The sequence below is a fragment of the Streptomyces sp. NPDC052109 genome (assembly GCF_040680195.1).
Taxonomy (GTDB): Bacteria; Actinomycetota; Actinomycetes; order Streptomycetales; family Streptomycetaceae; genus Streptomyces.
On record NZ_JBFAWF010000008.1, the window covers coordinates 50,284 to 73,139 of the forward strand.

Sequence of the window (22,856 nt, forward strand, 5' to 3'; positions counted from 1 at the left end):
CGGCCCGTTTTCGAGGCGCCGGCCAGGGGACTCGCCACTTATGGTGAGAATCGGATACACGATGATGACCGAGCAGGCAGGTCCCCGGGACCTGGTGGACCACGTGGTGCGGGCCGAGGAGAGCGGGTTCGACTTCTCCGTGATCTCCGACCACTACTTCCCGTGGCTGCGCTCGCAGGGTCACTCCTCCTACGCGTGGAGTGTGCTGGGCGCCGCCGCGCAGGCCACCTCGCGGATTCCGCTGATGACCTACGTGACCTGTCCCATCCTCCGCTACCACCCGGCGATCGTGGCGCAGAAGGCGGCGACCGTGCAGCTGCTGTCGCAGGGCAGGTTCCGCCTCGGGCTGGGCGCCGGCGAGAACCTCAACGAGCATGTGGTGGGCGGCGGCTGGCCTCCGGTGGACGTGCGCCACGAGATGCTCGAAGAGGCCGTGGAGATCATCCGCGCGCTGTTCGCCGGGGGTCACGTCACCCACCACGGACAGCACTACGACGTGGAGTCCGCCCGGTTGTGGGATCTGCCGGAGCAGCCGCCGCCGATCGGGATCGCCGTCTCCGGCGAGCAGTCCTGCAAACTCGCCGGGCACCTCGCGGACCTGGTCATCGCCACCGAACCGAAGGCGGGGCTGCTGGAGGCCTTCGACCGGCACGGCGGCAGCGGCAAACCCCGCGTCGGTCAGGTGCCGGTGTGCTACGACCCCGACCGGGACACGGCCGTCAAGCGCGCCCACTCCCAGTTCCGCTGGTTCGGGCTCGGCTGGAAGGTGAACGCCGAACTGCCGCACCCGGACTCCTTCGAGTCCGCGACGCAGTTCGTGGACGAGGACGACGTCGCCGCCTCGATTCCGTGCGGCGACGATCCGGACGCCTTCGTGGAGGCCGTACGGCCTTACGCCGAGGCCGGGTTCGGGGAGATCGCGCTGGTGCAGATCGGCGGCGACACACAGCCGGAGTACCTGGACTGGTCGGCGAAGACGCTGTTGCCCGCGCTGCGGGAGGCCTTCGGCTGACCGGCTGACCCTGCCTGCCCCGGCGTGCCTCCCGGGCCTGCCAAAGCATGACCAATGCGTCCCTATAGGCTTTCCCGCCTGCGCCCGTTCCCGGGTGCGGTCCCCTTGAGCATGTTTGCAGGAGAGTCATCCGTGACCCTGGTCATCGACCCGTCCGAGACGTCCGCCCCGGCCCCGCAGCCGCTGTCCGACCTGGTGGCGCGTGACGCCCGTGAGTTCGGCGGCTACGCACGCAGCGGAAGCTGGGCCTTCGCGCTGATGGTGGCCCGCAGTGTGCGGCCGGGCGGGCAGGCCGCCGGTGAGACGGCGAAGGTGTCCGCCAAGGAGTTCGCACAGCTCGCGGGCTGCTCCCCGGAGCGGGTCATGCGCTACTACAAGGCCTGGGACCGTGCCGCCGACGACGGGCTCGTGCCGCACTTCGAGGCTCTTCGGCCCGGCCAGGAGGTGGACCTGCCGGACGCGGACGTGTGGCTGAGCTACTACGTCTCCCGCAACGGCGCGACCTCCGAGCGCGGCACCGCGATCGCGGTGGCCGCCGAGGCCGAGGGCATCCGCCCCACCAAGGCGCTGGAGGTCGCCGAGAACCCGACCGCCCTGCGCGCCGCGATTCTCGCCGACCCCTCCACCGCCCGCGCCGCCCGCACCGCCCTGCTGGACCGGGTGCGGGAGGACCCCGAGCTGCAGGCGGAGCTGGCGCGTGACGTCGTACGGACCGACGATCTGAAGAAGGCGGTCGCGACCGAGAGCCGGGCCGCCGACCGTATCGGGTACGTCCGGCAGATCGCCGAGTCCGGGCAGATCAGGACGCCGGCCGGGCAGACCGTGGAGGCGCCGGCAGACCTGCGCGAGGAGGCCGAGCGCCATCTGTCGCTGATCGACGAACTGCAGGACGGCGAGGACACCGGCGAGTGGGCCACCGAGGCCTACGACACCATGAGGTCGCTCGTCGCCGAGGCGGTCGAGGCCGACCCCCGCCTGCGCGTCCAGGAGCGCCGGACGAAGTTCTACAGCAGCCTGCAGAAGGCGACCAGGGCGTTCGAGGAGCTGACCTTCGACGACGCGGACTTCTACGAGGACGACATGGTCCGGCGCCTGGAGGAACTCCAGCAGGCCATCGGCAGCTGCCTGGCCGCGCTCCGCGGAACCGGCGGAAATCCGTCGCACGGGTGAGCATCCCGGGCGTCACGGGGGTACTAGAGAGCCCTGAGCCGATCGTCGCCGGAGGACCCTCGCGTGACCGCGTTCGTGCACAAGACCCTGGTGGTACAGCTTCGCTCGGAAGGCACCGGCGGGTGCCCCGTGCTCGCTCATCTCAGCTACGACGAAGCCGACCCGTTCGCCGTCACCGCCGTCTTCTGCCATGACGGTCGGGTGCTGGCCTGCTGGCGGCTTGACCGGGAGATGCTCTCCGCCGGTCTGGGGCGGCCGGTCGGCGTCGGTGACGTGCGGCTGCGGCCCATCGCGACCGGCGCCTGGCACGAGTTGCGCATGGAGTTCCTCGGGGACCTCCGGCCGGACGGCGGCCGGCACCACGCGGTGGTGTTCGCCTGGGCCCCCGCCGTCGCCGCGTTCCTGCGGGAGACCCACCGGCTCGTCCCGCCGGGGCAGGAACGCGTCCCGGTGGACGCCCTGTTGGCCGAGATCCTCTCCGCGGGCTGAGCAGCCGGCCCGCGCCGGCCGCAGGCCCTACGCCCTCCTCGTGCCGGCACACGGTACGACGGGTACGACCGCGTGCCCGGAAGCGCCCTGGGTCATCTGCTGGGCGGACTCGGCCGCCACCCGGACATCATGACCCGGCCTCGCGTCCGCCCCCGGTGTCACCGGCGTCCGGTCGCCGGGCCGCAGGTGGGTGGTCCGACCAGGAGGTGTGCCGGCGCCGGGCCCACAGCGGCAGGCCGTACCAGCAGACCAGGTACCAGGCGACGACGGCCGTCACCACCCACGGCACATAGGGGTCGTGCGTGGCCACCCGGAGGATCAGCAGCAGAGAGCACGTCATGGTGGCGAGCAGCAGGGCCAGGCCGACGAAGGTCATCCCCGAGGCCAGCCGAACCGCCTGCGGCTTGACCCGGCGGCCCGCGACCAGGCGGTGCAGGGAGACCGGTCCGATGAGGGCGCCGGTGGCGCAGGCGCCCAGGATGACGGTCACGATGTAGATCACCTGGTCGCTGTCGGGCAGAGTGGCGTACTTCTGCTGGAAGACGACGGTCAGCAGGAAGCCGAAGAGGATCTGCACGCCCGTCTGGGCGACACGGACCTCCTGGATGAGCTCGACCCACATCCGGTCGGCCCGCTCCTCCTCGGTCTCGTTCCGCCCCCTGCGCCGTCCTTCCTCCCTCATGCGCTGTCGTGTAACCGCCCGGCCGTCTGTTCAAACGGCGAGTGGCACGACGACTACCAGCGGTGCTCGACCTGCTCCTCGATCCGTCGCTCGTACAGCTCACGGATCGCGGTGAACGTCTCCTCGGGCGGGGGCGGCAGCTTGGCGGCGGTCGCGTTCGCGCGGGCCTGCTCCGGATTGCGGGCGCCCGGGATCACCGTGGTCACGCCGTCCTGCTCGATGATCCAGCGCAGCGCCAACTGGGCCGGGGTGTAGCCCTCCGGGGTGAGCGCGGCGAACTCGGCGGCGGCCTCGACACCGGTCGCGTAGTCGACGCCGGAGAAGGTCTCGCCCTGGTCGAAGGCCTCGCCGTGCCGGTTGAAGGTGCGGTGGTCGTTGGCGGCGAACACCGTGTCCTTGGTGTACTTGCCGGACAGCAGGCCGGAGGCGAGCGGCACGCGCGCGATGATGCCGACGCCGGCCTCACGGGCCGCGGGCAGCACCTCGCGCAGCGGCTTCATGCGGAACGGGTTGAGGATGATCTGCACGCTCGCCACGTTCGGCCGGGCGATCGCCGTCAGCGCCTGCGCGCAGGTCTCGACACTGACCCCGTAGGCCGCGATGCGCTCCTCCTCGACCAGGGTGTCCAGGGCGTCGAAGACCGCGTCGGAGGAGTAGACGGGCGTGGGCGGGCAGTGCAGCTGGACCAGGTCGATGCGGTCGACGCCGAGGTTGCGGCGCGAGCGGTCGTTCCAGGTACGGAAGTTGTCCAGGACGTAGTTCTCGGGGATCTGGTCGACCCGGCGGCCCATCTTGGTGGCCACCAGCACATGCAGATCGGGCCGGCCGCGCAGGAAGGAGGCGATGGTCTCCTCGCTGCGCCCGTCGCCGTACACGTCGGCCGTGTCGAAGAAGGTGACCCCGGCCTCGGCCGCCGCCTCCAGGACGGACAGCGCCTCCTTGTCGTCCACGTCACCCCAGTCGGCGCCCAGCTGCCACGTGCCGAGACCGACCACCGACGCCCACTGACCCGACCTGCCGATTACGCGTTCGTCCATGGTGTCAGTCTGTCATCCGGCCGGGGAGCCCGCGGAACGGGCCGCTCCATCGGGCGGGCGGGGTGTTTTCACCCCCATGGGTGAGGTGGGGCGACGGAACGCCGGGAGCCGTGAAGCGGCACCCGGCGCGGCCATGTGATCGATCGTTCGATGGACGACTCCTCTTCCGGCGGCAGCGGTTCGGGCCCGCGCGGCGGGGGGCGGTCTGCCGCGCGGCGCCGCCGCGCCGGCCGCCGTACCGGTACTGCTCGCGTCCGATCCGGCGGTGGCCCCGGTCGAACTCCCCCGGTTTCCGGCGCAGGTGGCACTCCACCGCCCGGTGTACCGCAACTGCGGGGCGAGATCGACGCCGGCATGTGTGGCCTGTGCGCCGACGGGACCGGAACGGGTGCTCTTCGTGGTCGACCGGGCCTGGCGCGACGGCCGGCGGGTCCGGACGCGGAGCCGCTCCCACGGCTGGTCGCCGCTCACGATCACGAGCGGCCTGGCGCTGGAGTGGGACAGCGCGGTCGGCGACCCCCGCGCCGGGCGATCCGGCGCCGGGCGGTGCCCTGGCGATCGACGCGCTCGGCACCGCCGTACCGGCCGCGGGCGAACATCCGCTGCCCGGAAGCACGTACGACTCGCTCGGCAACCGGGTTCCGCGGCTGACGGAGGTGGCGTGGGACGCGGACCGGCGGCGTACGTGCTGGACTGTTCGCGGCGCCCGGCTCCGGCGGGGGCGCCCTGGAGACCCCTGCGGCGGGCACGTCACGGTGCGGGCCGATGACCTCGGCGATGTCCCGAAACGGCGCCCCTCCTCCCTGGCGGCGTCGAGGCGGTGGAGGCCCGGCCTGCGGTCCGCCGCGGCCCTGTGCGAGTCCGCCGCCCCCTGCCCGCCCGGCCGGACGAGGAGCGCCGAGTCAGTCCTTCGGGGTCAGCTGGGCCTGGACGAGCGGCCCGTAGCGGTCGGCGATCGCGTCGACGTCGGTCTCCCGAAGGTGGGGCCCGCATGCGATGCCGTACATCACGCCGAGGCCGACGAGCGCGGCGACGGCGAGTTCGGCGCGCAGGCCGGGGTCGGGGCCGGTGAGCCGGGCGGCGAGGCGTTCGGTCACCTGGTCGCGGAAGTTGGCGCGCAGGACGTCACCGTGGTCGCCGTGCAGCGGGGCGAAGGCGATGCGCAGCAGCGGGTCGGCGCCGCGCTCGCGCTGGCTGGCGAGGACGTGCCGGGCCATGTGCCGGCCGAGGGCGGCCAGCGGCGCGTCCAGCAGGGCGTCCGCGTCGGTGTCGAAGGACATCACGCGGGCGAACAGGGCGTCCTTGTTGCCGAAGTACTTCACGATCAACGGCGGGCTGACACCGGCCCGTTCGGCGACCGCCCTGAGCGTGATGTCGGCGTGCGCGTGCCGGGCCAGCAGCTGGCGGGCGGCCTTGAGGATCGCGGCCTTGGTGGCCTCGGCGTCACGGCGTGCGGGGGCGGTCCCGTCGAGTCCGGGCGTGGTGCTCACGCCCTTCATGCTCCCTCCATCGCCCCGTCGCGCGCGCCCCGGGTGGCGCCCTCGCCACGCCGGGCGCCGTCCGAGGCGCCGTCACGGGGGATGGACAGGGCGGCCGCGCAGGCGACGAGGGCGACGGCGCCCGCCATCGCGAACGCGAGCAGGTAGCCGCGCAGGGTGGGCACCGGGACGCCGCCGACCGTGCTGCTGTGGTGTACCAGGACGGCTGCGACGGCGGCGCTGGAGGTGGCCTGGCCGATGGTGCGCATCAGGACGTTGACGCCATTGGCGGAGGCGGTCTGCGCCGCCGGTACGGCCCGCAGGATCAGGGTCGGCAGCGCCGAGTAGGCGAGCGTGGTACCGGTCGCCACGACGGTGGCCCCGACGATGATCATCCACAGGTCGCGGCTGTCGGCGATGCGGACCGCGTAACCGCAGGCGATGACGGCGGCGCCCAGCGCGAGGGTGATCCGCGGGCCGCGCGCGGCCGAGATGCGGGCCGACAGCGGCGAGAACAGCAGCATGGTCACGCCCCCGGGCAGCAGGCACAGACCGGTGGCCACGATCGACAGGCCGAGGCCGTAGCCGGTGGCCTTCGGCGCCTGCACCAGCTGGGCGGTGACCAGCGAGTTGGCGTAGAAGGCGAACCCGGTCAGCAGGGCGGCCACATGCGACAGGCCCACGCGTGGCCGGGTGACCAACCGCAGGTCCACCAGGGGCCGTTCGGCGCGCAGCTGCTGCCACCACCACAGCGCGAGGACGACGGCGGCGCCGAGGAACAGGCCGAGGACCCGGGCGCTCCCCCAGCCCCAGGTGCCGCCCTGCGAGACGCCCAGCAGCAGGCACACCAGCCCGGCGGCGAGTCCCAGCGCGCCGAGCATGTCGAACCGGCCGGGCTCGCGCACCGGCGACTCCTTGACCGCCCACCAGGTCGCGGCGACACCCAGCGCGCCCAGGGCACTGGTGAGCCAGAACATGGTGTGCCAGTCGGCGTACTGGACGACCAGCGCGGCGAGCGGCAGGCCGAGGGCCGCGCCGATGCCGACGGTGGAACTCATCAGCGCCACCGCCGAGCCCCGCCGCTCCGGCGGGAGTTCGTCGCGCAGGATGCTGATCGACAGCGGCACGACGGAGGCGGCGGCGCCCTGGAGCGCGCGGGCGGCGATGAGCACGCCGATGTCGGAGGTCAGGGCGCACAGCACCGAGCCGACGGTCATCAGGGCGAGCGCGGAGGTGAGCACCCGGCGCTTGCCGTACATGTCGCCGGCCCGGCCTAGCACCGGGGTGAGGACGGCGCCGGAGAGCAGGGTCGCGGTGACCGTCCAGGAGACGGTCGCGGCGGACGCGCCGGTGAGCCGGGGCAGGTCCGGCAGCAGGGGGACGACGACGGTCTGCATGACCGCCATGAGGATGCCGCCCGACGCCAGCACCGGAATGGCCAGCCGGTCCCGCAGCGGGGACGAGCCGGCCGGCGGCCGGGATATCGGGGCGGACTGCTGCATCGGCGCTCCTGCGGACGGCACGGCGGCGTGGTGAATGGCCATTCACCCTATCGAGTGAATGGCCATTCACCAATGTCGTACCGCCGCAGTGGGCGCTCAGTCGAGGTTCTTCTCCAGGGCCGCCAGGTAGGTGTGCATGAAGTGGTCGCGGATGCCGTCGGAGGCGGGCGCGAAGGTGTCGGCGGCCATGCCCTTGGCCCGGTCCGAGAGGGCCGAGAACATCGGCATGCTCTCGTGCAGCCTGCCGCCGGAGTCGATGTAGCGCAGCGCCCGGACGTGGGTGAAGAACGGCTCGGGCGGCAGTTGGGGAACGATGTCGTTGTTGTTGACGAAGCGGTACATGCGGCCGCCGAACCCCTTGTGGAACGCCTCGGCGAGCAGCCGGTCGCAGGTGCGCGGCTGACCGTAGGTGTAGACGCCGTCGGCCGCCAGGTGCGGGTCCTCCAGATACATCCGGGCGCCCGCCAGCATCGCGAGGGCACCGCCCAGGCTGTGCCCGGTGAAATAGACGCTCTGGCCGTCGGTGCGCACTTCGGCGAGGGTTCGGTGGACGGCGGGGTAGACCGATTCCAGGGCCTCGGCGAAGCCGTGGTGGACATATCCGTTGCCGCCGGGTCCGGGCCACGGCGGGGTGGTGGTGTCGGTGAGCCAGTCCTTGATCTGGTCGGGTTCGGTGCCGCGGAAGGCGGTGACGATCATCCGGTCGTTCGCCAGGGTGTACGCCTGGGTGTCCTGCAGCGGAAAGGGCGGGGTGAAGCGGGTCTCGTGGTGCCGCACCTGGTCGAAGCCCCATTGGGCGGCCTGGTCATCGATGACGGCGCGGTCCTTGTAGGCCAGGTCGGCCGCGCGGGCCAGCCAGTAGGCGCGTTGCAGGCTGTAGCCGGACGAGACGTGGTCGAAGGAGACGGGCACGGCCATGGACGGGACTCCTCGGATCTGGGGGGTGAGTGCGCGACCGGGCCGGCCTAGTCGCGCCGGGCCGCGGACCGGGCGTGCAGCGCGCGGGCCGTCCGGGGGCCGAGCCAGCGCTTGAACCGGCGCAGGACCTCCAGCCGGCCGGCCGCCCGGTCGAGGCCGTAGTACAGCTGGGGCGGGACGTACGGCAGCAGCGGCGAGTGGCGCTGGCCGAGCAGGGCGAACATCCGGTGCGGGGGCAGATGGATGTAGCGGGGCAGGTTCTCGTACCACTGGGCGCTGTAGCGCGCCGCGCTCTGCACGGACAGCAAGTCGGCGGTGCGGCGCCGTTCGTACGCGGCGAGGGCCTCGGGCAGGGCGGTGTGCTCGTGCAGGGCGCGGGCGAGGCACATGGCGTCCTCCAGGGCGAGGGTGGTGCCGGCGCCGATGGAGTAGTGGGTGGTGTGGGCCGCGTCGCCGAGCAGCACCAGGTTGCCGTGGTGCCAGGTGCGGTTGGTGAGGGTGCGGAAGTTCAGCCAGCCGGCACCGGGGCGGCCGATCAGCGGATGGCCGTCGAGGACGTCCGCGAAGAGCTTCTCCAGCAGGGCGAGGCCGTCCGCCTCGCCCGCACGGTCCAGGCCGAGGCCGGTGAAGGTCTCCGGGGAGCACTCGACGACACAGGTGCTGTGCTCACCGCTGTAGCCGTAGCCGTAGGCCCAGATCCAACCGTGGTCGGTCTCGCTGAAGGCGAAGGTGAAGGCGTCGAAGACCTTGGTGGTGCCGAGCCAGATGTAGTGGTTGCGGCCCGAGGTGATCCGGGGCCCGAAGGAGGCGGCGTGGCGGGTGCGCAGGGCGCTGTGCACGCCGTCGGCCGCGACGACGAGGTCCGCGTCGGCCGGCGGCTCGGTGATCTCGCTCTCGAACTCGAGTCGCACGCCGAGGGTGCGGGCCCGGTCGGCGAGCAGGTCGAGCAGCCGGTGCCGGCCGATGCCGTGGCCCTGGTCACCGTGGTGACGGGTGGTCAGGTCCCGTACGTGGGCGACGCCGTCGCTCCAGCGCACGGAAGCGTCCTCGATCGCCCGCGCCGAGGCGGGATCGTGCTGATGGAGCTTGTCGAGGAGGCCGCGCCAGTACGTCACGCCCCAGCCGTAGGTCGAGCCCTCGGGGTCGCGCTCGTGGACGGTGATGTCATGGGACGGGTTCTGCCGCTTGAGCAGGATGGCGAGGTACAGGCCGGCGGGCCCACCTCCGACACAGACGACCTTCACGCACACACCTCTGAGAGTCACCCGATGTAGTCGAACGGCTCCGCAGAGTAGCAGGGTGGCCGGGCCTTCCGATCGCGCCAGTTTGGCGTGGTGAGCCGGGCCACTCGGACGGACGGCGGGCGAGAAGGATCACCGGAAAGGCGGCCGGCACGGCAAGGAATTCCCCCTTCCGGGAGGGATCCCCCCTCGGCCACAGCAAGATCATTTTGGTTCAAAACTGTACGACTTGTGGCTAATTGTCCGGATCATAGCCAACCGGTGCCCGGGGATTTCCTGCGGTCCCGGAGCCCCCGATAGGCATGCGTGGTCACTACCGGAACACCCTCAAGGAGGACCCGTATGCCCGACATCACCCGGCGTCGCGCGCTCACCGCGACGGCGGCTCTCGCCGCGGCGGCCACCGTCACCACGCTCGCGGCCCCCGCCGCCTCCGCCGCGGGCCACGACCACCCGATGCCGATGCCGGGGACCTTCGACGAGGTCTACAAGGGTCGCCGGATACAGGGCCGGCCGATGACGGGCTCCGGCGGCCACCACCACGAACACGGCGACGGCTACGAGGTGTTGGTCGACGGCGTGCGGTTGCACGTGATGCGGAACGCCGACGGCAGCTGGATCAGCGTCGTCAGCCACTACGACCCGGTGTCCACCCCGCGCGCCGCCGCCCGTGCCGCGGTGGACGAGCTGCAGGGCGCGCCACTACTGCCCTTCCCCGCCAACTGACCGCCGTCGCAAGGACTTTCGGGAGCATCGCGCACCATGACCGTACGCAAGAACCAGGCCGCCCTGACCGCCGACGAGAAGAGGCGGTTCGTCAACGCCGTCCTCGAACTCAAACGCACCGGCCGCTATGACGAGTTCGTCCGCACGCACAACCAGTTCATCATGTCGGACACCGACACCGGCGAGCGGACCGGCCACCGCTCCCCTTCCTTCCTGCCGTGGCACCGCAGATTCCTGCTCGACTTCGAGCGGGCGCTGCAGTCGGTGGACTCCGCGGTGGCGCTGCCGTACTGGGACTGGAGCACCGACCGCACGGTGCGGGCCGCGCTGTGGGCGCCGGACTTCCTCGGCGGCACCGGGCGCAGCACGGACGGCCGGGTGACGGACGGCCCGTTCGCCGCGTCGGCCGGCAACTGGCCGATCAGCATACGGGTGGACGGCCGTACCTTCCTGCGCCGCTCGCTGGGCACCGCCGTGCGCGAACTGCCGACGCGCGCGGAGGTGGAGTCGGTACTGGCGATGCCGACGTACGACATGGCGCCGTACAACAGTGCCTCGGACGGCTTCCGCAACAACCTGGAGGGGTGGCGCGGGGTCAATCTGCACAACCGGGTCCACGTCTGGGTGGGCGGGCAGATGGCCACCGGGGTCTCCCCCAACGACCCGGTGTTCTGGCTGCACCACGCCTACGTCGACAAGCTGTGGGCCGAGTGGCGGCGGCGCCACCCCGACGCGGGGTATGTGCCGGCCGGCGGCACGCCGGACGTCGTGGACCTGAACGAGACCATGAAGCCGTGGAACGACGTGCGTCCGGCGGACCTGCTGGACCACACGCAGTACTACACCTTCGACAGCTGAGGCCGGCCGGTCCGGTCAGGCCTCGGCGGTTCGGCACTCCGGGTGGCCCCAGCCCTGCGCGTTCTTGGCGATGGACTCGCCTGCCGCGTAGGCGCGGCCGCACAGACAGCGGCCGGGGAACTTCGCCTTGATGGTGCGGGAGCACGCTGCGCCGCCGGTGCGGCGGGGCGCCTTCCCGCGCGGGGCGGCCGCCTTCGGGGTGTCGGGCGACGGCGGCGGCTCGGGCGAGCCGAGCGCGCTGCCGGCCGCCTCCTGGACCATGGCGGCCTGGCTGGCGGCGCGGTCGGCGAAGTCGTTCAGCGGGTCGCCGTCGACCTGATGGGCGGGGACGTAGCGGAACTCCACCGACCGGCCGTCGAGCAGCTCGTCGATGCGGACGACCAGCTCCTGGTTGGCGACGGGCTTGCCGGCCGCCGTCTTCCAGCCGTTGCGCTTCCAGCCGGGCAGCCAGGTGGTGACGGCCTTCATCGCGTACTGGGAGTCCATGCGGACCTCCAGCGGCACGTCCGGCTCGACGGCCGCGAGCAGCCGCTCCAGGGCCGTGAGTTCGGCGACGTTGTTGGTGGCCCGGCCGAGCGGGCCCGCCTCCCAGCGGGCCGCGGTCCGCTCGTCGTCGGTGACCACCCACGCCCATCCGGCCGGTCCGGGGTTTCCCTTCGAAGCCCCGTCGCACGCGGCCACCACACGTTCACGCATACGCACGATCATGCCACGGCCGGACCGGACGCCGGCACGGGTGGGTCAGACGTCCTTGACGTTGGGCATCTCGCCCTCCGTGGTGGTGATGTCGATCACGGAGAAGTTCGCGCCCTGCGGGTCGCTCAGCGCCGCGAACCGGCCGAAGGGGCTGCTCATCGGCCCGAAGCGGAGGACACCGCCGAGCTTGGTGGCGCGGGCCACGGCCTCGTCGCAGTCGTCGACGGTGAAGTAGACATTGATGTACGACGGCACCTCGGGAGGGAAGTCGTCGGTCATCCGCATCCGGCCGAGGACCGTGTCCTCGCCGATGTCGAACATCCGGAAGTCGACGGCGGCGTCCTCGATCTGCTTCATCCGGTACGGGAAGACCGTGGAGAGGAAGGTGTCGGCCTTCTCGGGCTCGCGGGTGAAGACCTCGGCCCAGCAGTAGGCGCCCGGGGTCGCGGTCGCCTCGAAGCCCTCGTGCGTCCCGGCCTGCCAGATGCCGAACACGGCTCCGCTGGGTTCCCGGGCCAGACACATCGTGCCGAAGTCGCCGACCTGCATCGGCTCCATCAGCACCTCGCCGCCGTTGTCCCGGATCTTCCGAGCGGTGGCGGCGGCGTCCGGGGAGGCGAAGTACAGGCACCACTGCGACTGGCCCTCCTGACCGGGCATGGGCGGGACGACGGCGGCCACGGCCTTGCCCGCCGCGTAGGCCTGCGTGTAGTTGCCGTACTCCGACGACGACTCGCCGAAGGTCCAGCCGAGGACGTCGCTGTAGAACCGCTTGGCTCCCTCGACGTCGCTGAACATCGCGTCGGCCCAACAGGGCGTTCCCTCGGGTTGTACGGCCATGCTCGCGGCCCTCCTGACGTGTGTCCCGTACGAATGGTCCCACCTGGGGTGATATGCCCCGATGCTCACGCTAGCCATCCCGTCGTCGGCCCGCGCGCCGAGCGGCCGGACCGACGGGACACTGGGGTGGGGGACGCTGCCTCGGGAAAGGGCGGACGCGATGACGCCGGCAACGATGCGCGCCTGGTCGGTGGTGCGGCCCGGGCCGGTCGCGGGAGATCCGCTGCGGCTCGTGGAGCGTCCGGTGCCGGTGCCCGGCCCCGACGAGCTGCTGGTACGGGTGCGGGCCTGCGGAGTGTGCCGGACCGACCTGCACGTCACCGAGGGCGACCTGCCGGTGCACCGGCCCGGGGTGACGCCCGGGCACGAGGTCGTCGGCGAGGTGGCGGGGGCCGGCTCCGGCGTACCCGGCTTCGCCGTCGGCGACCGGGTGGGCGTGGCCTGGCTACGGCGCACGGACGGAGTGTGCGCGTACTGCGCCAGGGGCGCCGAGAACCTGTGCCCGCGCTCGGAGTACACCGGCTGGGACGCCGACGGCGGGTACGCCGAGTACACCACCGTCCCGGCCGCCTTCGCCTACCCGCTGCCGAGCGCCCTGGCCGACATCGCGGCGGCACCGCTGCTGTGCGCCGGGATCATCGGCTTCCGTGCGCTGCGGCGGACCTCGCTCCCGCCGGGAGGCCGGCTCGGGCTGTACGGCTTCGGCGGCAGTGCCCACCTGTGCGCCCAGGTGGCGCTCGCCGAAGGGGCCACCGTGCACGTGGTCACCCGGGAGCCCGCCGCCCGCCGGCTGGCCCTGGACCTGGGCGCCGCCTCGGCGTGCGACCTCCTCGAACGGCCGCCGGAGGCCCTGGACGCGGCGATCCTGTTCGCACCCGCCGGTGAGCTGGTGCCGGTCGCGCTGCGCGCCCTCGACCGCGGCGGCGTGCTGGCCCTGGCCGGCATCCATCTGACCGACGTGCCGCCCCTGCACTACGAGACCGAGTTGTTCTACGAGAAGGAGCTGCGCAGCGTCACCTCCAACACCCGGGCGGACGGGCGCGAGTTCCTCACGCTGGCGGCCCGGTACGGCGTCCGGGCGACCACGCACGCCTATCCGCTCTCGGAGGCGCCCGGAGCCCTGCGGGACCTGGAGGCCGGCCGCTTCGACGGGGCCGCGGTGCTGGTGAACGACCTTTCCTGAGTCCAACCCCTCCGGGACACCGGCGCGGGAGCGGGCGACCGGCGCGTGATCACGCGGTGCGCCCTTTTCCGCCCTGAACAGCAGGTTTACGCAACTGAGGGACACAACCGCCCTCTTTGCGCCGTATCCGGAGATCATCACGACTGTTTGGCTTGTCCCTGCGCACCGTCACCTCGCGCACCACCGAGTCTTCAGATCCCGCCTGTTCACCTCTCTGCTGGAGGGAATGTGTCCACACCGGACAGCGTCATCGGATCCGCCGTCGACGAGCCCGAACCCGATCCGACCGCCGACCGGCAGCTCACCAGCCTGAGCACCCGGGCCGCGCGCCAGCTCACCACGACCACCAAGTCCGAACCGCAGATGCAGGCCATCACCTCCCGGTGGCTGCTGAAGACGCTGCCGTGGGTGGACGTCAAGGGCGGCACGTATCGGGTGAACCGGCGCCTGACGCTGCGCACCGGGCGCGGCCGGGTGAGCTTCGAGCAGAACGGCGGGGACGACATCCGGGTCATCCCGCGGACGCTCACGGAACTGCCGATCCTGCGCGGCTACGACGACCTGGACGTGCTGACCGAGATCGCCGGCCGTTTCCAGGCCCGCGAAGTGCGCGCCGGACAGGTGCTGTTCGAGGCCGGGCAGCCCGTGACCGAGGCGTACCTGGTGGTGCACGGCAGGTTCACCCGCTACGCGGTCGGCAAGTACGGCGAGGAGGAGATCGTCGGGGTCGTCACCGACGGTGACCAGATGGGTGACGAGGCCGTCGGGCAGTCGGACCCGCTCTGGCTCACCTCGGTCCGGGCGGAGACGGCGGGCGTGGTGCTGGCGCTGCCCTGGGCCGTCGTCGAAGAGGTCATGGACCGGGTGCCGTCGCTGGGCGCCCATCTCCGGGCCTACGTCGACCGGCAGCGGCTTCCGATGAACCGCAAAGGCGAGGCCGAGGTCCCGGTGCAGGCCGGCCACGTCGGCGAGGAGACCCTGGCCGGCGGCTTCGTGGACTACGAACTCACCCCGCGCGAGTACGAGTTGTCGCTCACCCAGACCGTGCTGCGGGTGCACACCAGGGTCGCCGACCTCTACAACGACCCGATGGACCAGACCCAGCAACAGCTGCGCCTCACGGTCGAGGAGATCCGCGAGCGCCAGGAGTGGGAGCTGGTCAACAACCGCGAGTTCGGGCTGCTGCACAACATCGACTACGGGCAGCGGATCAGCTCCTTCACCGGCCCGCCGACCCCGGACGACATGGACGAGCTGCTGTCCATGCGCCGCAGGACGAAGGTGTTCCTGGCACATCCCAAGGCGATCGCGGCCTTCTTCCGGCAGTGCAACCGGCGTGGTCTCGTGCCCGGCACGGCGAGCGTCGACGGGCACGAGGTGCCGGCCTGGCGCGGGGTCCCCATCTATCCGTGCAGCAAGATCCCGATCAGCGAGGACCACACCAGCAGCATCATCGCGCTGCGCACCGGCGAGGCGGACCAGGGTGTCGTAGGCCTCTACCAGACCGGCATCCCGGAGGAGTTCCAGCCGGGCCTGAACGTCCGCTTCATGGGCGTCAACGAGCAGGCTGTCATCAACTACCTGGTCACCGCCTACTACTCGCTGGCCATTCTGGTCCCGGACGCGGCGGGGATCCTGGAGAACGTCCAGCTCGGCCGGACCGCCGACTGACGGTCTGGAGCACACCATGAGCACAAGCACCCACTCCTACGTCCTGCCCGGGCCGCCGAACATCGCCCAGAGCCTGCGCCCGGCCCGGCGCACCGGGGTCGTTCCCGGACTGCACCACCGGCCGGCCGTACCGGCGGACCCGGACAAGGCCGCCGAGATCGACCGCAGGCTGGAGGCCTGGGCCCGCGAGCTGGATCTCTTCCCCGAGGCGTGGAAGGGAGACTTCTCCGGCTTCCAGTTCGGCCGGGCCGTCGTACTCCAGCACCCGGGCGGCCTCGACCTGGACCGGCTCACCGTCGCCGGGAAACTGCTGCTCGCCGAGAACATCGTGGATTCCTGCTACTGCGAGGAGGACGAGGGGCGGGGCGGATCGCGGCGGGGCCTCGGCGGCCCGCTGATCATCGCCCAGTCGGCGCTCGACCCTTACCACGGCGTTCCGGAACTCGAGGCGGAATGGCGCGAGGGCATCCAGGCCGACGGTCCGCTGCGCTCGTACCACTTCGCCCTCGCGGACTACGCCGGCTTCGCCACGCCCAGCCAGACCGACCGGTTCGTGCACGACATCGCCCGGCTGCACATGGGCTATCTGGCCGAGGCCGCCTGGATGGAGGCCCGCTACATGCCGCGGGTCTGGGAGTACCTGGTGATGCGGCAGTTCAACAACTTCCGCCCCTGTCTCTCCCTCGTCGACGCGGTGGACGGCTACGAACTGCCCGAGCAGATCTACGCCCGCCCCGAGATCCAGCGGATCACCGCACTCGCCTGCAACGCCACCACGATCGTGAACGACCTGTACTCGTTCACCAAGGAGCTGGCGAGCGACCCGGACCACCTCAACCTGCCCCAGGTGGTCGCGGCGAACGACCGGCACGGGCTGAAGGCGGCCTACCTGAAATCGGTGGAGATCCACAACCGGATCATGGAGGCCTTCGAGGAGGAGTCGGCCGCCCTGTCGGCCACCTCGCCCCTGATCGCGCGCTACGCCGAGGGCCTGGCCGCCTGGGTCTCGGGCAACCACGAGTGGCACGCCACCAACACCCACCGCTATCACCTGCCCGACTACTGGTAGCGGGCCCCGCAGACCACCTGAATCACCATCAGCAACACTTCGAGGAGCAACTGTTGACCACCGCCCCTGTCGCCCGGAAGACCCCCACGTCCGCTCCGGTGCCGACCCAGTCCACGTACCAGAACCGCGTCGCGGACTACTGGAACGCCGAGGAGAACCCGGTCAACCTCGAACTCGGCAAGATCGACGACCTGTACCACCACCACTACGGGATCGGTGGGGCCGACCGGTCGGTGCTCGACGAGCCCGATCCGGACCGGCGACGGGCGCTCGTCACCGCCGAACTGCACCGCCTGGAACACGCCCAGGCCGAGCTGCTCGCCTCCCATCTCGGGCCGCTCGCACCCAGTGACCACGTCTTCGACGCCGGCTGCGGCCGCGGCGGCGGCAGCGTCGTGGCGAACCTGCGCCACGGCTGCCACGCCGACGGCGTGACGATCTCCGCCAAGCAGGCCGCGTTCGCGAACGAGCAGGCCCGCGCGCGGGGCATCGACGACAAGGTGCGCTACCACCACCGCAACATGCTCGACACCGGCTTCGAGACCGGCGCCTACGCGGCCTCGTGGAACAACGAGTCCACCATGTACGTCGAGCTGGACCTCCTGTTCGCCGAGCACGCCCGGCTGCTGCGCCGCGGCGGACGCTATGTGGTGATCACCGGCTGCTACAACGACACCTACGGGCAGGCCTCGCGCGAGGTGTCCCTGATCAACGCCCACTACATCTGCGACATCCACCCACGCTCGGAGTACTTCAAGGCGATGGCCCGCAACCGCCTGGTGCCGGTCCACGTCGAGGACCTGACCGAGGCCACGATCCCCTACTGGGAGCTGCGCAGGGAGGCCGACCATCTGGTCACGGGCATCGAGGACACGTTCCTGGACGCCTACCGCAACGGCAGCTTCCAGTACCTGCTGATCGCGGCCGACCGGGTCTGAGCCGGACGGAAATCCGTGGACAGCGCGGACGCCGGGGCGCTGGGATGGGCACCGATGAGTGCCCACGACAGCCAGAGTCCGCCGAGGATGCACGCGGACGAACTCGACCTCGACGCCCCGCTGGTCCAGCGCCTGGTCGCGGGCCGGTTCCCGCGGTGGGCCGCCCTGCCCGTGCGCCGGCTCGCCTCCTCCGGAACCGAGAACGCCATGTTCCGGCTGGGCTCCGACCTGCTGGTGCGGTTGCCTCGGCGGCCCGGTGCCGTACCGGATCTGAGACTCGAGCAGCGCTGGCTGCCCCGGCTCGGGCCGCTGCTGCCGGTCGCGGTGCCGGAGCTGGTGGGCAGCGGCGCGCCGGACGAGGGCTATCCGTGGCCCTGGTCCGTCCACCGCCGGCTTCGGGGGCGCAATCCGGTGCCGGGCGCCGTGCGGGAGCCGGAGCGGCTCGCCGAGGATCTCGGGGCGTTCGTGCGCGCCCTGCGCCGGATCGCCCCACAGGACGGACCGGCCGGTTACCGGGGCGGCCCCCTGCGGGACCGGGACGAGCCCACCCGCGCGGCCGTCGCCGAGCTGGGCGGACGGGCCGACACCGGCGCGGTCACGGCCCTGTGGGAGGAGTCCCTTCGCGCCCCGGAGCACGGCGGGCCGCCCGTGTGGGCGCACGGGGACCTCTCCCCCGGGAACGTGCTGGTCCACGGGGGCCGGCTGAGCGCGGTCATCGACTTCGGCTGCGCGGGCGTGGGCGACCCGGCCGTGGACCTGATCGTGGCCTGGAACCTGCTGCCCGCCTCCGTCCGGGACACCTTCCGCAAGGCCGTCGGCGCCGACGACGCGGAGTGGGCGCGCGGGCGTGGCTGGGCGCTGTCGATCTCGCTGATCCAGCTGCCGTACTACTGGGACACCAACCCGGCCCTGGCGGAGAACTCGCGGCATGTGATCACCGAGATCCTCACCGAGGCCGGGTGAGGGATCCGTTGTGGGGCCGGCGGGAGCCGGCGGTCCGCTACTCCCCCGCGTACGCCCGCTCCAGCACGGCCACGTCCAGCTTGCCCATGCCCATCATGGCCTCGGTCGCGCGGTCCGCCTTCTTCCGGTCGGGGTCGTGGATCATCTCGGGCAGCCGGTCGTAGACGACCTGCCAGGAGACGCCGTACCTGTCCTTGAGCCAGCCACAGGGACCGCCTTCGCCGCCGTTCTCGGTGAGCCTGGTCCAGTAGTGGTCGATCTCCTCCTGGTCGGCGCAGAGGACCTGGAAGGAGATGGCCTCGTTGAACGTGAACTGGGGGCCGCCGTTGAGGGCGACGAACCTCTGGCCGTTGGCGGTGAACTCGACGGTCAGCACGGAGCCGGTCTCACCCGGCCCGGCGTCCGTGTAGCGGCTGACGCGGCCGATGCTGGAGTTCTTGAAGACCGACACATAGAACTCGGCGGCCTCCGAGGCCTGGCCGTCGAACCAGAGACAGGTGGAGAATCCGTCGGTGGTCATGCGTACCTCCTGGGTGGGTGACACGGGCGGGCGATCGGTCACCTGTGTCGACCGATCCTCGTGCCGAAACTCATCGGCCGGACCGCCGGATAATCCGGGCGGGTGAACGGAGTCCGCACCTAGCATCCGGAGGATGAGCTCCACACCTGACGAACGCGTCGAACCCTTCCGGCTGTCCATCCCGCAGAGCGACCTCGACGACCTCCACGACCGGCTCGACCGCACCCGGTGGCCGGCCGAGCTGCCCGGAGCCGGCTGGGAGTACGGCGTCCCGGCGGGCTATCTTCGGGAACTGGTGCGGTACTGGCGGCACGAGTACGACTGGCGCGCCGCCGAGGCCGAACTGAACCGGTGGCCGCAGTTCACGACCACCATCGACGGTGCACAGGTCCATTTCGCCCACATCCGCTCCGCCGAGCCGAATGCCACGCCGCTGGTCCTCACGCACGGTTGGCCGGGCTCGATCGCGGAGTTCCTCGACGTGGTCGGCCCGCTCACCGACCCGGTGGCGCACGGCGGTGACGTGGCCGACGCCTTCCATGTCGTCGTGCCGAGCATCCCGGGGTTCGGGCTGTCCGGCCCCACCACCGAGCGGGGCTGGGAGGCACGCCGGGTGGCCGACGCCTGGGTGGAGCTGATGCGGCGGCTCGGCTACGAGCGGTTCGGGCTGCAGGGCGGCGACTGGGGTGCGGCGATCTCGCGCGAGCTGGGCCGTGCGCATCCGGACCGGGTGATCGGGGTCCACCTCAATCTGCTGCCCGGCGCACAGGCGGCCACCGAGCCGACCGAGGAGGAACTGGCCGCGCTCGGTCCCGAGGAGCGGGAGCGGACGCTGCGGTCCTGGCACCGGTGGGAGGAGTGGTTCCGGGAGGGCGCGGGGTACGCCGGCCTGCAGTCCACCCGGCCGCACACCCTCGCCTACGCCCTGACGGACTCGCCCGTCGGGCAACTCGCCTGGATCGTCGAGAAGTTCCGGGAATGGACGGACTGCGAGGAGCTGCCGGAGGAAGCGGTGGACCGGGACCGGCTGCTGACCGACGTGATGCTGTTCTGGCTGACCGGTACGGCCGGTTCCTCGGCCCGTATCTACTACGAGCGTGCGCACACCACCGGCGACCGGACCGCCCGGCCGTCCGCACCCTCGACCGCCCCCACCGCGGTCGCCGTGTTCCCGGCCGACCCTCAGATCCCGCTGCGGCACAAGGCGGAGCGGACCGAGAATCTGGTGCGCTGGACGGAATTCGAGCGGGGCGGCCACTTCCCGGCCCTGGAGCAGCCGGACCTGCTGGTCGCGGACGTCAGGGCCTTCTTCCGCCTGCTGCGGGAGAAGTGAGCCGACGACCGCGCGGGCCCCGGGGGGCGTGTCGGCGCCCCCCGGGGGACAGTGCGCTCCGCAGGGCTCTGGCGGGCACGGGCAAGCCTCGGTGTGGCCCATGAGGCCATGGGCAGAGGCTCGTTCCGGGGTCCCGCGAGCGACCGGCCCGGGGCCCCCACCGGGCCGGTGCGGGCCGGCCTGCCGGTGGGGGCGGTGGTCAGGCGGCCAGACTGAGGCCGTTGTACGGGCGGTGCGGTGCGGTCGCCGGGCGGGAGTGGGTGATCGTGCGGCGGGTCAGCTCGCCGTGGGCCAGCGACAGCAGGTCGCCGAGGCCCAGGCCGAGAGCGTGGGCCGCGGCCGCGAGGACCTCCGAGGAGGCCTCCTTGCGGCCGCGCTCGATCTCGGACAGGTAGGGCAGCGAGATCCTGGCCGCGTCGGCCACGTCCTTGAGGGTGCGGTCCTGTGCCCGCCGCTCGCGGCGCAGCACGTCACCGACCAGATCGCGCCACAGCGGCTCCTTGCTCTCCGCGGGCTCGGACTCGGGCTGTGCCGGACGGTCCGGGACCGGCCGCAGGGGAATCACTCGGGCTTCGTTGTTCACCTGGTTGGTCACCCCGGTCAGCCTAGGAGGCGAGAGCTACGGGACAAGGGCCCGGCATTGCGCCCTGAGGGAAACGGAGCCCCGCGGATGGCGACCGATCGTTTTCGGTCAGCTCTGCCCTGCCGGACGCATGCGTCGCGTGACCGGGGGTACCCGCCCGGTGAGCGGCACCTCAGGCACGTATGAAACGCGCAGATCCGGGTAATCGGGGCAAGCGACGGGCAACGTACCCATAGAGGCCGCCGGGCACATGCAGAACCGTGACTTTCATGGGAGAGGTAATGAACACCGCCGGGATCCGGTCGAAAGCAGAGGTCGCCGAGAGCACCGAGCAGGACAGGACGGGCGAAGGTTCACTGCCTGGCATCGTGGACCCCGCGTCCGTAGCACCGCGTGACGCACGGGAGCTCTCCCGCCAGTTCTTCCGGCGGCTGACCGAGCTGGAGGAGGGCACGCACGAGTACCAGTACGCGCGCAACACCCTCATTGAGATGAACATGTCGCTCGTCCGGTTCGCGGCCGGACGGTTCCGGGGCCGCGGCGACGACATGGAGGACATCGTCCAGACCGGCATGATCGGCCTGATCAAGGCCATCGACCGGTTCGAGCTGACCCGCGAGGTGGAGTTCACCTCCTTCGCGCTGCCGTACATCGTGGGCGAGATCAAGCGGTTCTTCCGGGACACCACGTGGGCGGTGCACGTGCCGCGCCGGCTCCAGGAGGCGCGGGTGGAGCTGGCCAAGGCGCGCGAGGAGCTGTCCAGCAGGCTGGACCGGGACCCGACGGTGGCCGAGCTGGCGACGCTGATGAACATCTCCGAGCGCGAGGTGGTCGAGGCCCAGCTCGCCTCCAACGGGTACAACTCCGCCTCCCTGGACGCCGCGCTCGTCGGAGACGGCCGGGAGGAGGGAGAGGCGGTGCTCGCGGACTTCATCGGCGTGGAGGAGGAGGGGCTGCGGCTCGTCGAGGACCTCCACGCGCTCGCCCCGCTGATGGCGGAGCTCAGCGAGCGGGACCGGCAGATCATCCATCTGCGGTTCGTCGAGGAGGCCACCCAGGCGGAGATCGGGGAACGGCTCGGCTGCTCCCAGATGCATGTGTCGCGGCTGATCAAGCGGATCATCACCCGGCTGCGCGAGGGCATGCTGGGCGAACTCGGCTGCGCCTGAGCCGGGCACGGGGAACGCTGAGGCGGCGGCGCGTCCGCCGCCTCAGCGTTGCAGTTCGAAGCGGGCACGGACCCGCTTGCCCACGGGCACACGCTCGACGGTGACCTCCGAGGCCAGGGCGTGCACGATCTCCAGCCCGTGCCGGCCGACCCGCTCCGGATCCTTGGGGAAGCGGTGCGGCAGCGCGGAACTGCTGTCGTAGACGCACACAGTGATGGCGCTGTCGGTACCTTCCAGTTCCAGGATGTACGGGCCGTTGCTGTGCCGGTCGGCGTTGGTGACGAGTTCGCTCACGACCAGCAGCAGCTCGCCGTCGGCACGGCGGTCGGCGGTGGCACACCACTCGGTGCGCAGCTGCTCCAGGAATTGGGACGCGAAAGCGCGCGCCTCGGCGATACATCCGGGCTCGCCGGTGTAGTGCGCCGCGCGTCGCAGCGGTTCCACGGGTACGTCGAAACCAGTCGGTATCACTTCCCCGCCCAGGTGGTTTGTCATGCTGTCTCTCTCGGAAGCCCGGTCCGGACGGACGCCTCTTGCACCTGTCCTCGTACCCCGAGTGCGGCTCGGCAGTCCCACGAGGCGTTCGCCCACCGCGCACAGTGGCGATGGTCACGTAACCGGAAGCCCGTGACCGCTCACGAGGAGGAGGGGTTCTCGGGCTCCTGCGGAGTGGACGTGACCGCCGACTCGCCGGATGTCTCAGGGGTGGCCGGGGCCGGAGCGGAGTTCTGAGAGGACGGCGGGGCGGAGGTGATCGCCCCGCTCGTCCACCGCTGCG

General features: G+C 71.6%; 23 protein-coding genes. 12 read left to right on the forward strand and 11 right to left on the reverse strand.

The genetic code is table 11. The annotated features are described in order from the left end of the window. Positions 1 to 40: 40 nt before the first annotated feature. From AB0L59_RS18400 to AB0L59_RS18410, 3 genes are all read left to right on the forward strand, one after another. Positions 41 to 1,012, forward strand: a complete 972-nt coding sequence (locus tag AB0L59_RS18400) for an LLM class F420-dependent oxidoreductase (protein WP_365584494.1) — start codon at positions 41 to 43, stop codon at positions 1,010 to 1,012. 132 nt (positions 1,013 to 1,144) lie between these two features. After that, positions 1,145 to 2,182, forward strand: a complete 1,038-nt coding sequence (locus tag AB0L59_RS18405; RefSeq protein WP_365584496.1) for a hypothetical protein — start codon at positions 1,145 to 1,147, stop codon at positions 2,180 to 2,182. Positions 2,183 to 2,245: 63 nt separating this feature from the next. Further along, positions 2,246 to 2,671: an SsgA family sporulation/cell division regulator gene (locus AB0L59_RS18410; RefSeq protein ID WP_365584499.1), complete on the forward strand. Its 426-nt coding sequence runs from the start codon at positions 2,246 to 2,248 to the stop codon at positions 2,669 to 2,671. A gap of 127 nt (positions 2,672 to 2,798) precedes the next feature. Here the strand turns inward: AB0L59_RS18410 and AB0L59_RS18415 are convergent, their stop codons facing one another. From AB0L59_RS18415 to AB0L59_RS18440, 6 genes are all read right to left on the reverse strand, one after another. After that, on the reverse strand, positions 2,799 to 3,353 hold the full coding sequence (locus AB0L59_RS18415; RefSeq protein WP_365584501.1) for a DUF6328 family protein: 555 nt from the start codon (positions 3,351 to 3,353) through the stop codon (positions 2,799 to 2,801). Between the two features lie 53 nt (positions 3,354 to 3,406). Next, positions 3,407 to 4,390: an aldo/keto reductase gene (locus tag AB0L59_RS18420; protein ID WP_365584503.1), complete on the reverse strand. Its 984-nt coding sequence runs from the start codon at positions 4,388 to 4,390 to the stop codon at positions 3,407 to 3,409. A gap of 902 nt (positions 4,391 to 5,292) precedes the next feature. Next, positions 5,293 to 5,889, reverse strand: a complete 597-nt coding sequence (locus tag AB0L59_RS18425; protein ID WP_365584505.1) for a TetR family transcriptional regulator — start codon at positions 5,887 to 5,889, stop codon at positions 5,293 to 5,295. Continuing rightward, complete coding sequence (locus AB0L59_RS18430; RefSeq protein WP_365584508.1) at positions 5,886 to 7,370, reverse strand: MFS transporter; 1,485 nt, start codon at positions 7,368 to 7,370, stop codon at positions 5,886 to 5,888. The genes AB0L59_RS18425 and AB0L59_RS18430 overlap by 4 nt, the downstream gene beginning before the upstream one ends. 96 nt (positions 7,371 to 7,466) lie before the next feature. After that, entirely contained in the window at positions 7,467 to 8,288 is an 822-nt protein-coding gene (locus tag AB0L59_RS18435) for a lipase family protein (protein WP_365584511.1), read from the reverse strand. A gap of 47 nt (positions 8,289 to 8,335) precedes the next feature. Next, the gene (locus AB0L59_RS18440) at positions 8,336 to 9,538 is read right to left on the reverse strand and encodes an FAD-dependent monooxygenase (protein WP_365585051.1); all 1,203 of its coding nucleotides are present in this window, start codon (positions 9,536 to 9,538) and stop codon (positions 8,336 to 8,338) included. Between the two features lie 333 nt (positions 9,539 to 9,871). On the opposite strand from AB0L59_RS18440, the gene AB0L59_RS18445 reads away from it, so the two are divergent. Both AB0L59_RS18445 and AB0L59_RS18450 read left to right on the forward strand, forming a co-directional pair. Continuing rightward, the gene (locus AB0L59_RS18445; RefSeq protein WP_365584513.1) at positions 9,872 to 10,255 is read left to right on the forward strand and encodes a tyrosinase cofactor; all 384 of its coding nucleotides are present in this window, start codon (positions 9,872 to 9,874) and stop codon (positions 10,253 to 10,255) included. 36 nt (positions 10,256 to 10,291) lie between these two features. After that, entirely contained in the window at positions 10,292 to 11,113 is an 822-nt protein-coding gene (locus AB0L59_RS18450) for a tyrosinase family protein (protein ID WP_365584515.1), read from the forward strand. Between the two features lie 15 nt (positions 11,114 to 11,128). Here the strand turns inward: AB0L59_RS18450 and AB0L59_RS18455 are convergent, their stop codons facing one another. Further along, positions 11,129 to 11,821 carry a ribonuclease H gene (locus AB0L59_RS18455; RefSeq protein WP_365584517.1) on the reverse strand — a complete coding sequence of 231 codons (693 nt, stop codon included), beginning with the start codon at positions 11,819 to 11,821 and terminating at the stop codon, positions 11,129 to 11,131. Positions 11,822 to 11,854: 33 nt separating this feature from the next. After that, complete coding sequence (locus tag AB0L59_RS18460; RefSeq protein ID WP_365584520.1) at positions 11,855 to 12,649, reverse strand: VOC family protein; 795 nt, start codon at positions 12,647 to 12,649, stop codon at positions 11,855 to 11,857. Between the two features lie 175 nt (positions 12,650 to 12,824). On the opposite strand from AB0L59_RS18460, the gene AB0L59_RS18465 reads away from it, so the two are divergent. The 5 genes from AB0L59_RS18465 to AB0L59_RS18485 all read left to right on the forward strand — a co-directional run bounded on the left by AB0L59_RS18465 (position 12,825) and on the right by AB0L59_RS18485 (position 18,473). Further along, a complete protein-coding gene (locus tag AB0L59_RS18465) occupies positions 12,825 to 13,832 on the forward strand; it encodes a zinc-binding alcohol dehydrogenase family protein (RefSeq protein ID WP_365585053.1) in 1,008 nt (335 codons plus the stop codon). A gap of 228 nt (positions 13,833 to 14,060) precedes the next feature. Next, the gene (locus tag AB0L59_RS18470; RefSeq protein ID WP_365584523.1) at positions 14,061 to 15,503 is read left to right on the forward strand and encodes a family 2B encapsulin nanocompartment shell protein; all 1,443 of its coding nucleotides are present in this window, start codon (positions 14,061 to 14,063) and stop codon (positions 15,501 to 15,503) included. Between the two features lie 16 nt (positions 15,504 to 15,519). Further along, entirely contained in the window at positions 15,520 to 16,572 is a 1,053-nt protein-coding gene (locus tag AB0L59_RS18475; RefSeq protein WP_365584526.1) for a family 2 encapsulin nanocompartment cargo protein terpene cyclase, read from the forward strand. Positions 16,573 to 16,625: 53 nt separating this feature from the next. Further along, on the forward strand, positions 16,626 to 17,510 hold the full coding sequence (locus AB0L59_RS18480) for a geranyl diphosphate 2-C-methyltransferase (RefSeq protein WP_365584529.1): 885 nt from the start codon (positions 16,626 to 16,628) through the stop codon (positions 17,508 to 17,510). A 54-nt stretch (positions 17,511 to 17,564) separates the two neighbouring features. Next, complete coding sequence (locus tag AB0L59_RS18485) at positions 17,565 to 18,473, forward strand: aminoglycoside phosphotransferase family protein (RefSeq protein WP_365584531.1); 909 nt, start codon at positions 17,565 to 17,567, stop codon at positions 18,471 to 18,473. Positions 18,474 to 18,510: 37 nt separating this feature from the next. Here AB0L59_RS18485 and AB0L59_RS18490 read toward each other — a convergent pair whose 3' ends face one another. After that, positions 18,511 to 18,993, reverse strand: a complete 483-nt coding sequence (locus AB0L59_RS18490) for a VOC family protein (protein WP_365584534.1) — start codon at positions 18,991 to 18,993, stop codon at positions 18,511 to 18,513. A gap of 133 nt (positions 18,994 to 19,126) precedes the next feature. Here AB0L59_RS18490 and AB0L59_RS18495 point away from each other — a divergent pair, with 133 nt between their 5' ends. Next, on the forward strand, positions 19,127 to 20,326 hold the full coding sequence (locus AB0L59_RS18495; RefSeq protein WP_365584536.1) for an epoxide hydrolase family protein: 1,200 nt from the start codon (positions 19,127 to 19,129) through the stop codon (positions 20,324 to 20,326). A gap of 199 nt (positions 20,327 to 20,525) precedes the next feature. On the opposite strand, the gene AB0L59_RS18500 is transcribed toward AB0L59_RS18495, so the two are convergent. After that, positions 20,526 to 20,921 carry a helix-turn-helix transcriptional regulator gene (locus tag AB0L59_RS18500; protein WP_365584538.1) on the reverse strand — a complete coding sequence of 132 codons (396 nt, stop codon included), beginning with the start codon at positions 20,919 to 20,921 and terminating at the stop codon, positions 20,526 to 20,528. Between the two features lie 269 nt (positions 20,922 to 21,190). On the opposite strand from AB0L59_RS18500, the gene AB0L59_RS18505 reads away from it, so the two are divergent. Further along, a complete protein-coding gene (locus AB0L59_RS18505; protein ID WP_365585056.1) occupies positions 21,191 to 22,078 on the forward strand; it encodes an RNA polymerase sigma factor SigF in 888 nt (295 codons plus the stop codon). Between the two features lie 42 nt (positions 22,079 to 22,120). Here the strand turns inward: AB0L59_RS18505 and AB0L59_RS18510 are convergent, their stop codons facing one another. Then, complete coding sequence (locus AB0L59_RS18510; protein ID WP_365584541.1) at positions 22,121 to 22,573, reverse strand: ATP-binding protein; 453 nt, start codon at positions 22,571 to 22,573, stop codon at positions 22,121 to 22,123. Positions 22,574 to 22,856: the final 283 nt, after the last annotated feature.

What these genes read in the sequence shown, in the direction of transcription:
- AB0L59_RS18400 (WP_365584494.1), top strand. Translation starts at nt 41, where the DNA reads ATGGTGAGAATCGGATACACGATGATGACCGAGCAGGCAGGTCCCCGG.
- AB0L59_RS18415 (WP_365584501.1), bottom strand. Translation starts at nt 3,353, where the DNA reads ATGAGGGAGGAAGGACGGCGCAGGGGGCGGAACGAGACCGAGGAGGAG.
- AB0L59_RS18420 (WP_365584503.1), bottom strand. Translation starts at nt 4,390, where the DNA reads ATGGACGAACGCGTAATCGGCAGGTCGGGTCAGTGGGCGTCGGTGGTC.
- AB0L59_RS18425 (WP_365584505.1), bottom strand. Translation starts at nt 5,889, where the DNA reads ATGAAGGGCGTGAGCACCACGCCCGGACTCGACGGGACCGCCCCCGCA.
- AB0L59_RS18430 (WP_365584508.1), bottom strand. Translation starts at nt 7,370, where the DNA reads ATGCAGCAGTCCGCCCCGATATCCCGGCCGCCGGCCGGCTCGTCCCCG.
- AB0L59_RS18435 (WP_365584511.1), bottom strand. Translation starts at nt 8,288, where the DNA reads ATGGCCGTGCCCGTCTCCTTCGACCACGTCTCGTCCGGCTACAGCCTG.
- AB0L59_RS18445 (WP_365584513.1), top strand. Translation starts at nt 9,872, where the DNA reads ATGCCCGACATCACCCGGCGTCGCGCGCTCACCGCGACGGCGGCTCTC.
- AB0L59_RS18450 (WP_365584515.1), top strand. Translation starts at nt 10,292, where the DNA reads ATGACCGTACGCAAGAACCAGGCCGCCCTGACCGCCGACGAGAAGAGG.
- AB0L59_RS18455 (WP_365584517.1), bottom strand. Translation starts at nt 11,821, where the DNA reads ATGATCGTGCGTATGCGTGAACGTGTGGTGGCCGCGTGCGACGGGGCT.
- AB0L59_RS18460 (WP_365584520.1), bottom strand. Translation starts at nt 12,649, where the DNA reads ATGGCCGTACAACCCGAGGGAACGCCCTGTTGGGCCGACGCGATGTTC.
- AB0L59_RS18465 (WP_365585053.1), top strand. Translation starts at nt 12,825, where the DNA reads ATGCGCGCCTGGTCGGTGGTGCGGCCCGGGCCGGTCGCGGGAGATCCG.
- AB0L59_RS18475 (WP_365584526.1), top strand. Translation starts at nt 15,520, where the DNA reads ATGAGCACAAGCACCCACTCCTACGTCCTGCCCGGGCCGCCGAACATC.
- AB0L59_RS18485 (WP_365584531.1), top strand. Translation starts at nt 17,565, where the DNA reads ATGAGTGCCCACGACAGCCAGAGTCCGCCGAGGATGCACGCGGACGAA.
- AB0L59_RS18490 (WP_365584534.1), bottom strand. Translation starts at nt 18,993, where the DNA reads ATGACCACCGACGGATTCTCCACCTGTCTCTGGTTCGACGGCCAGGCC.
- AB0L59_RS18495 (WP_365584536.1), top strand. Translation starts at nt 19,127, where the DNA reads ATGAGCTCCACACCTGACGAACGCGTCGAACCCTTCCGGCTGTCCATC.
- AB0L59_RS18505 (WP_365585056.1), top strand. Translation starts at nt 21,191, where the DNA reads ATGAACACCGCCGGGATCCGGTCGAAAGCAGAGGTCGCCGAGAGCACC.
- AB0L59_RS18510 (WP_365584541.1), bottom strand. Translation starts at nt 22,573, where the DNA reads ATGACAAACCACCTGGGCGGGGAAGTGATACCGACTGGTTTCGACGTA.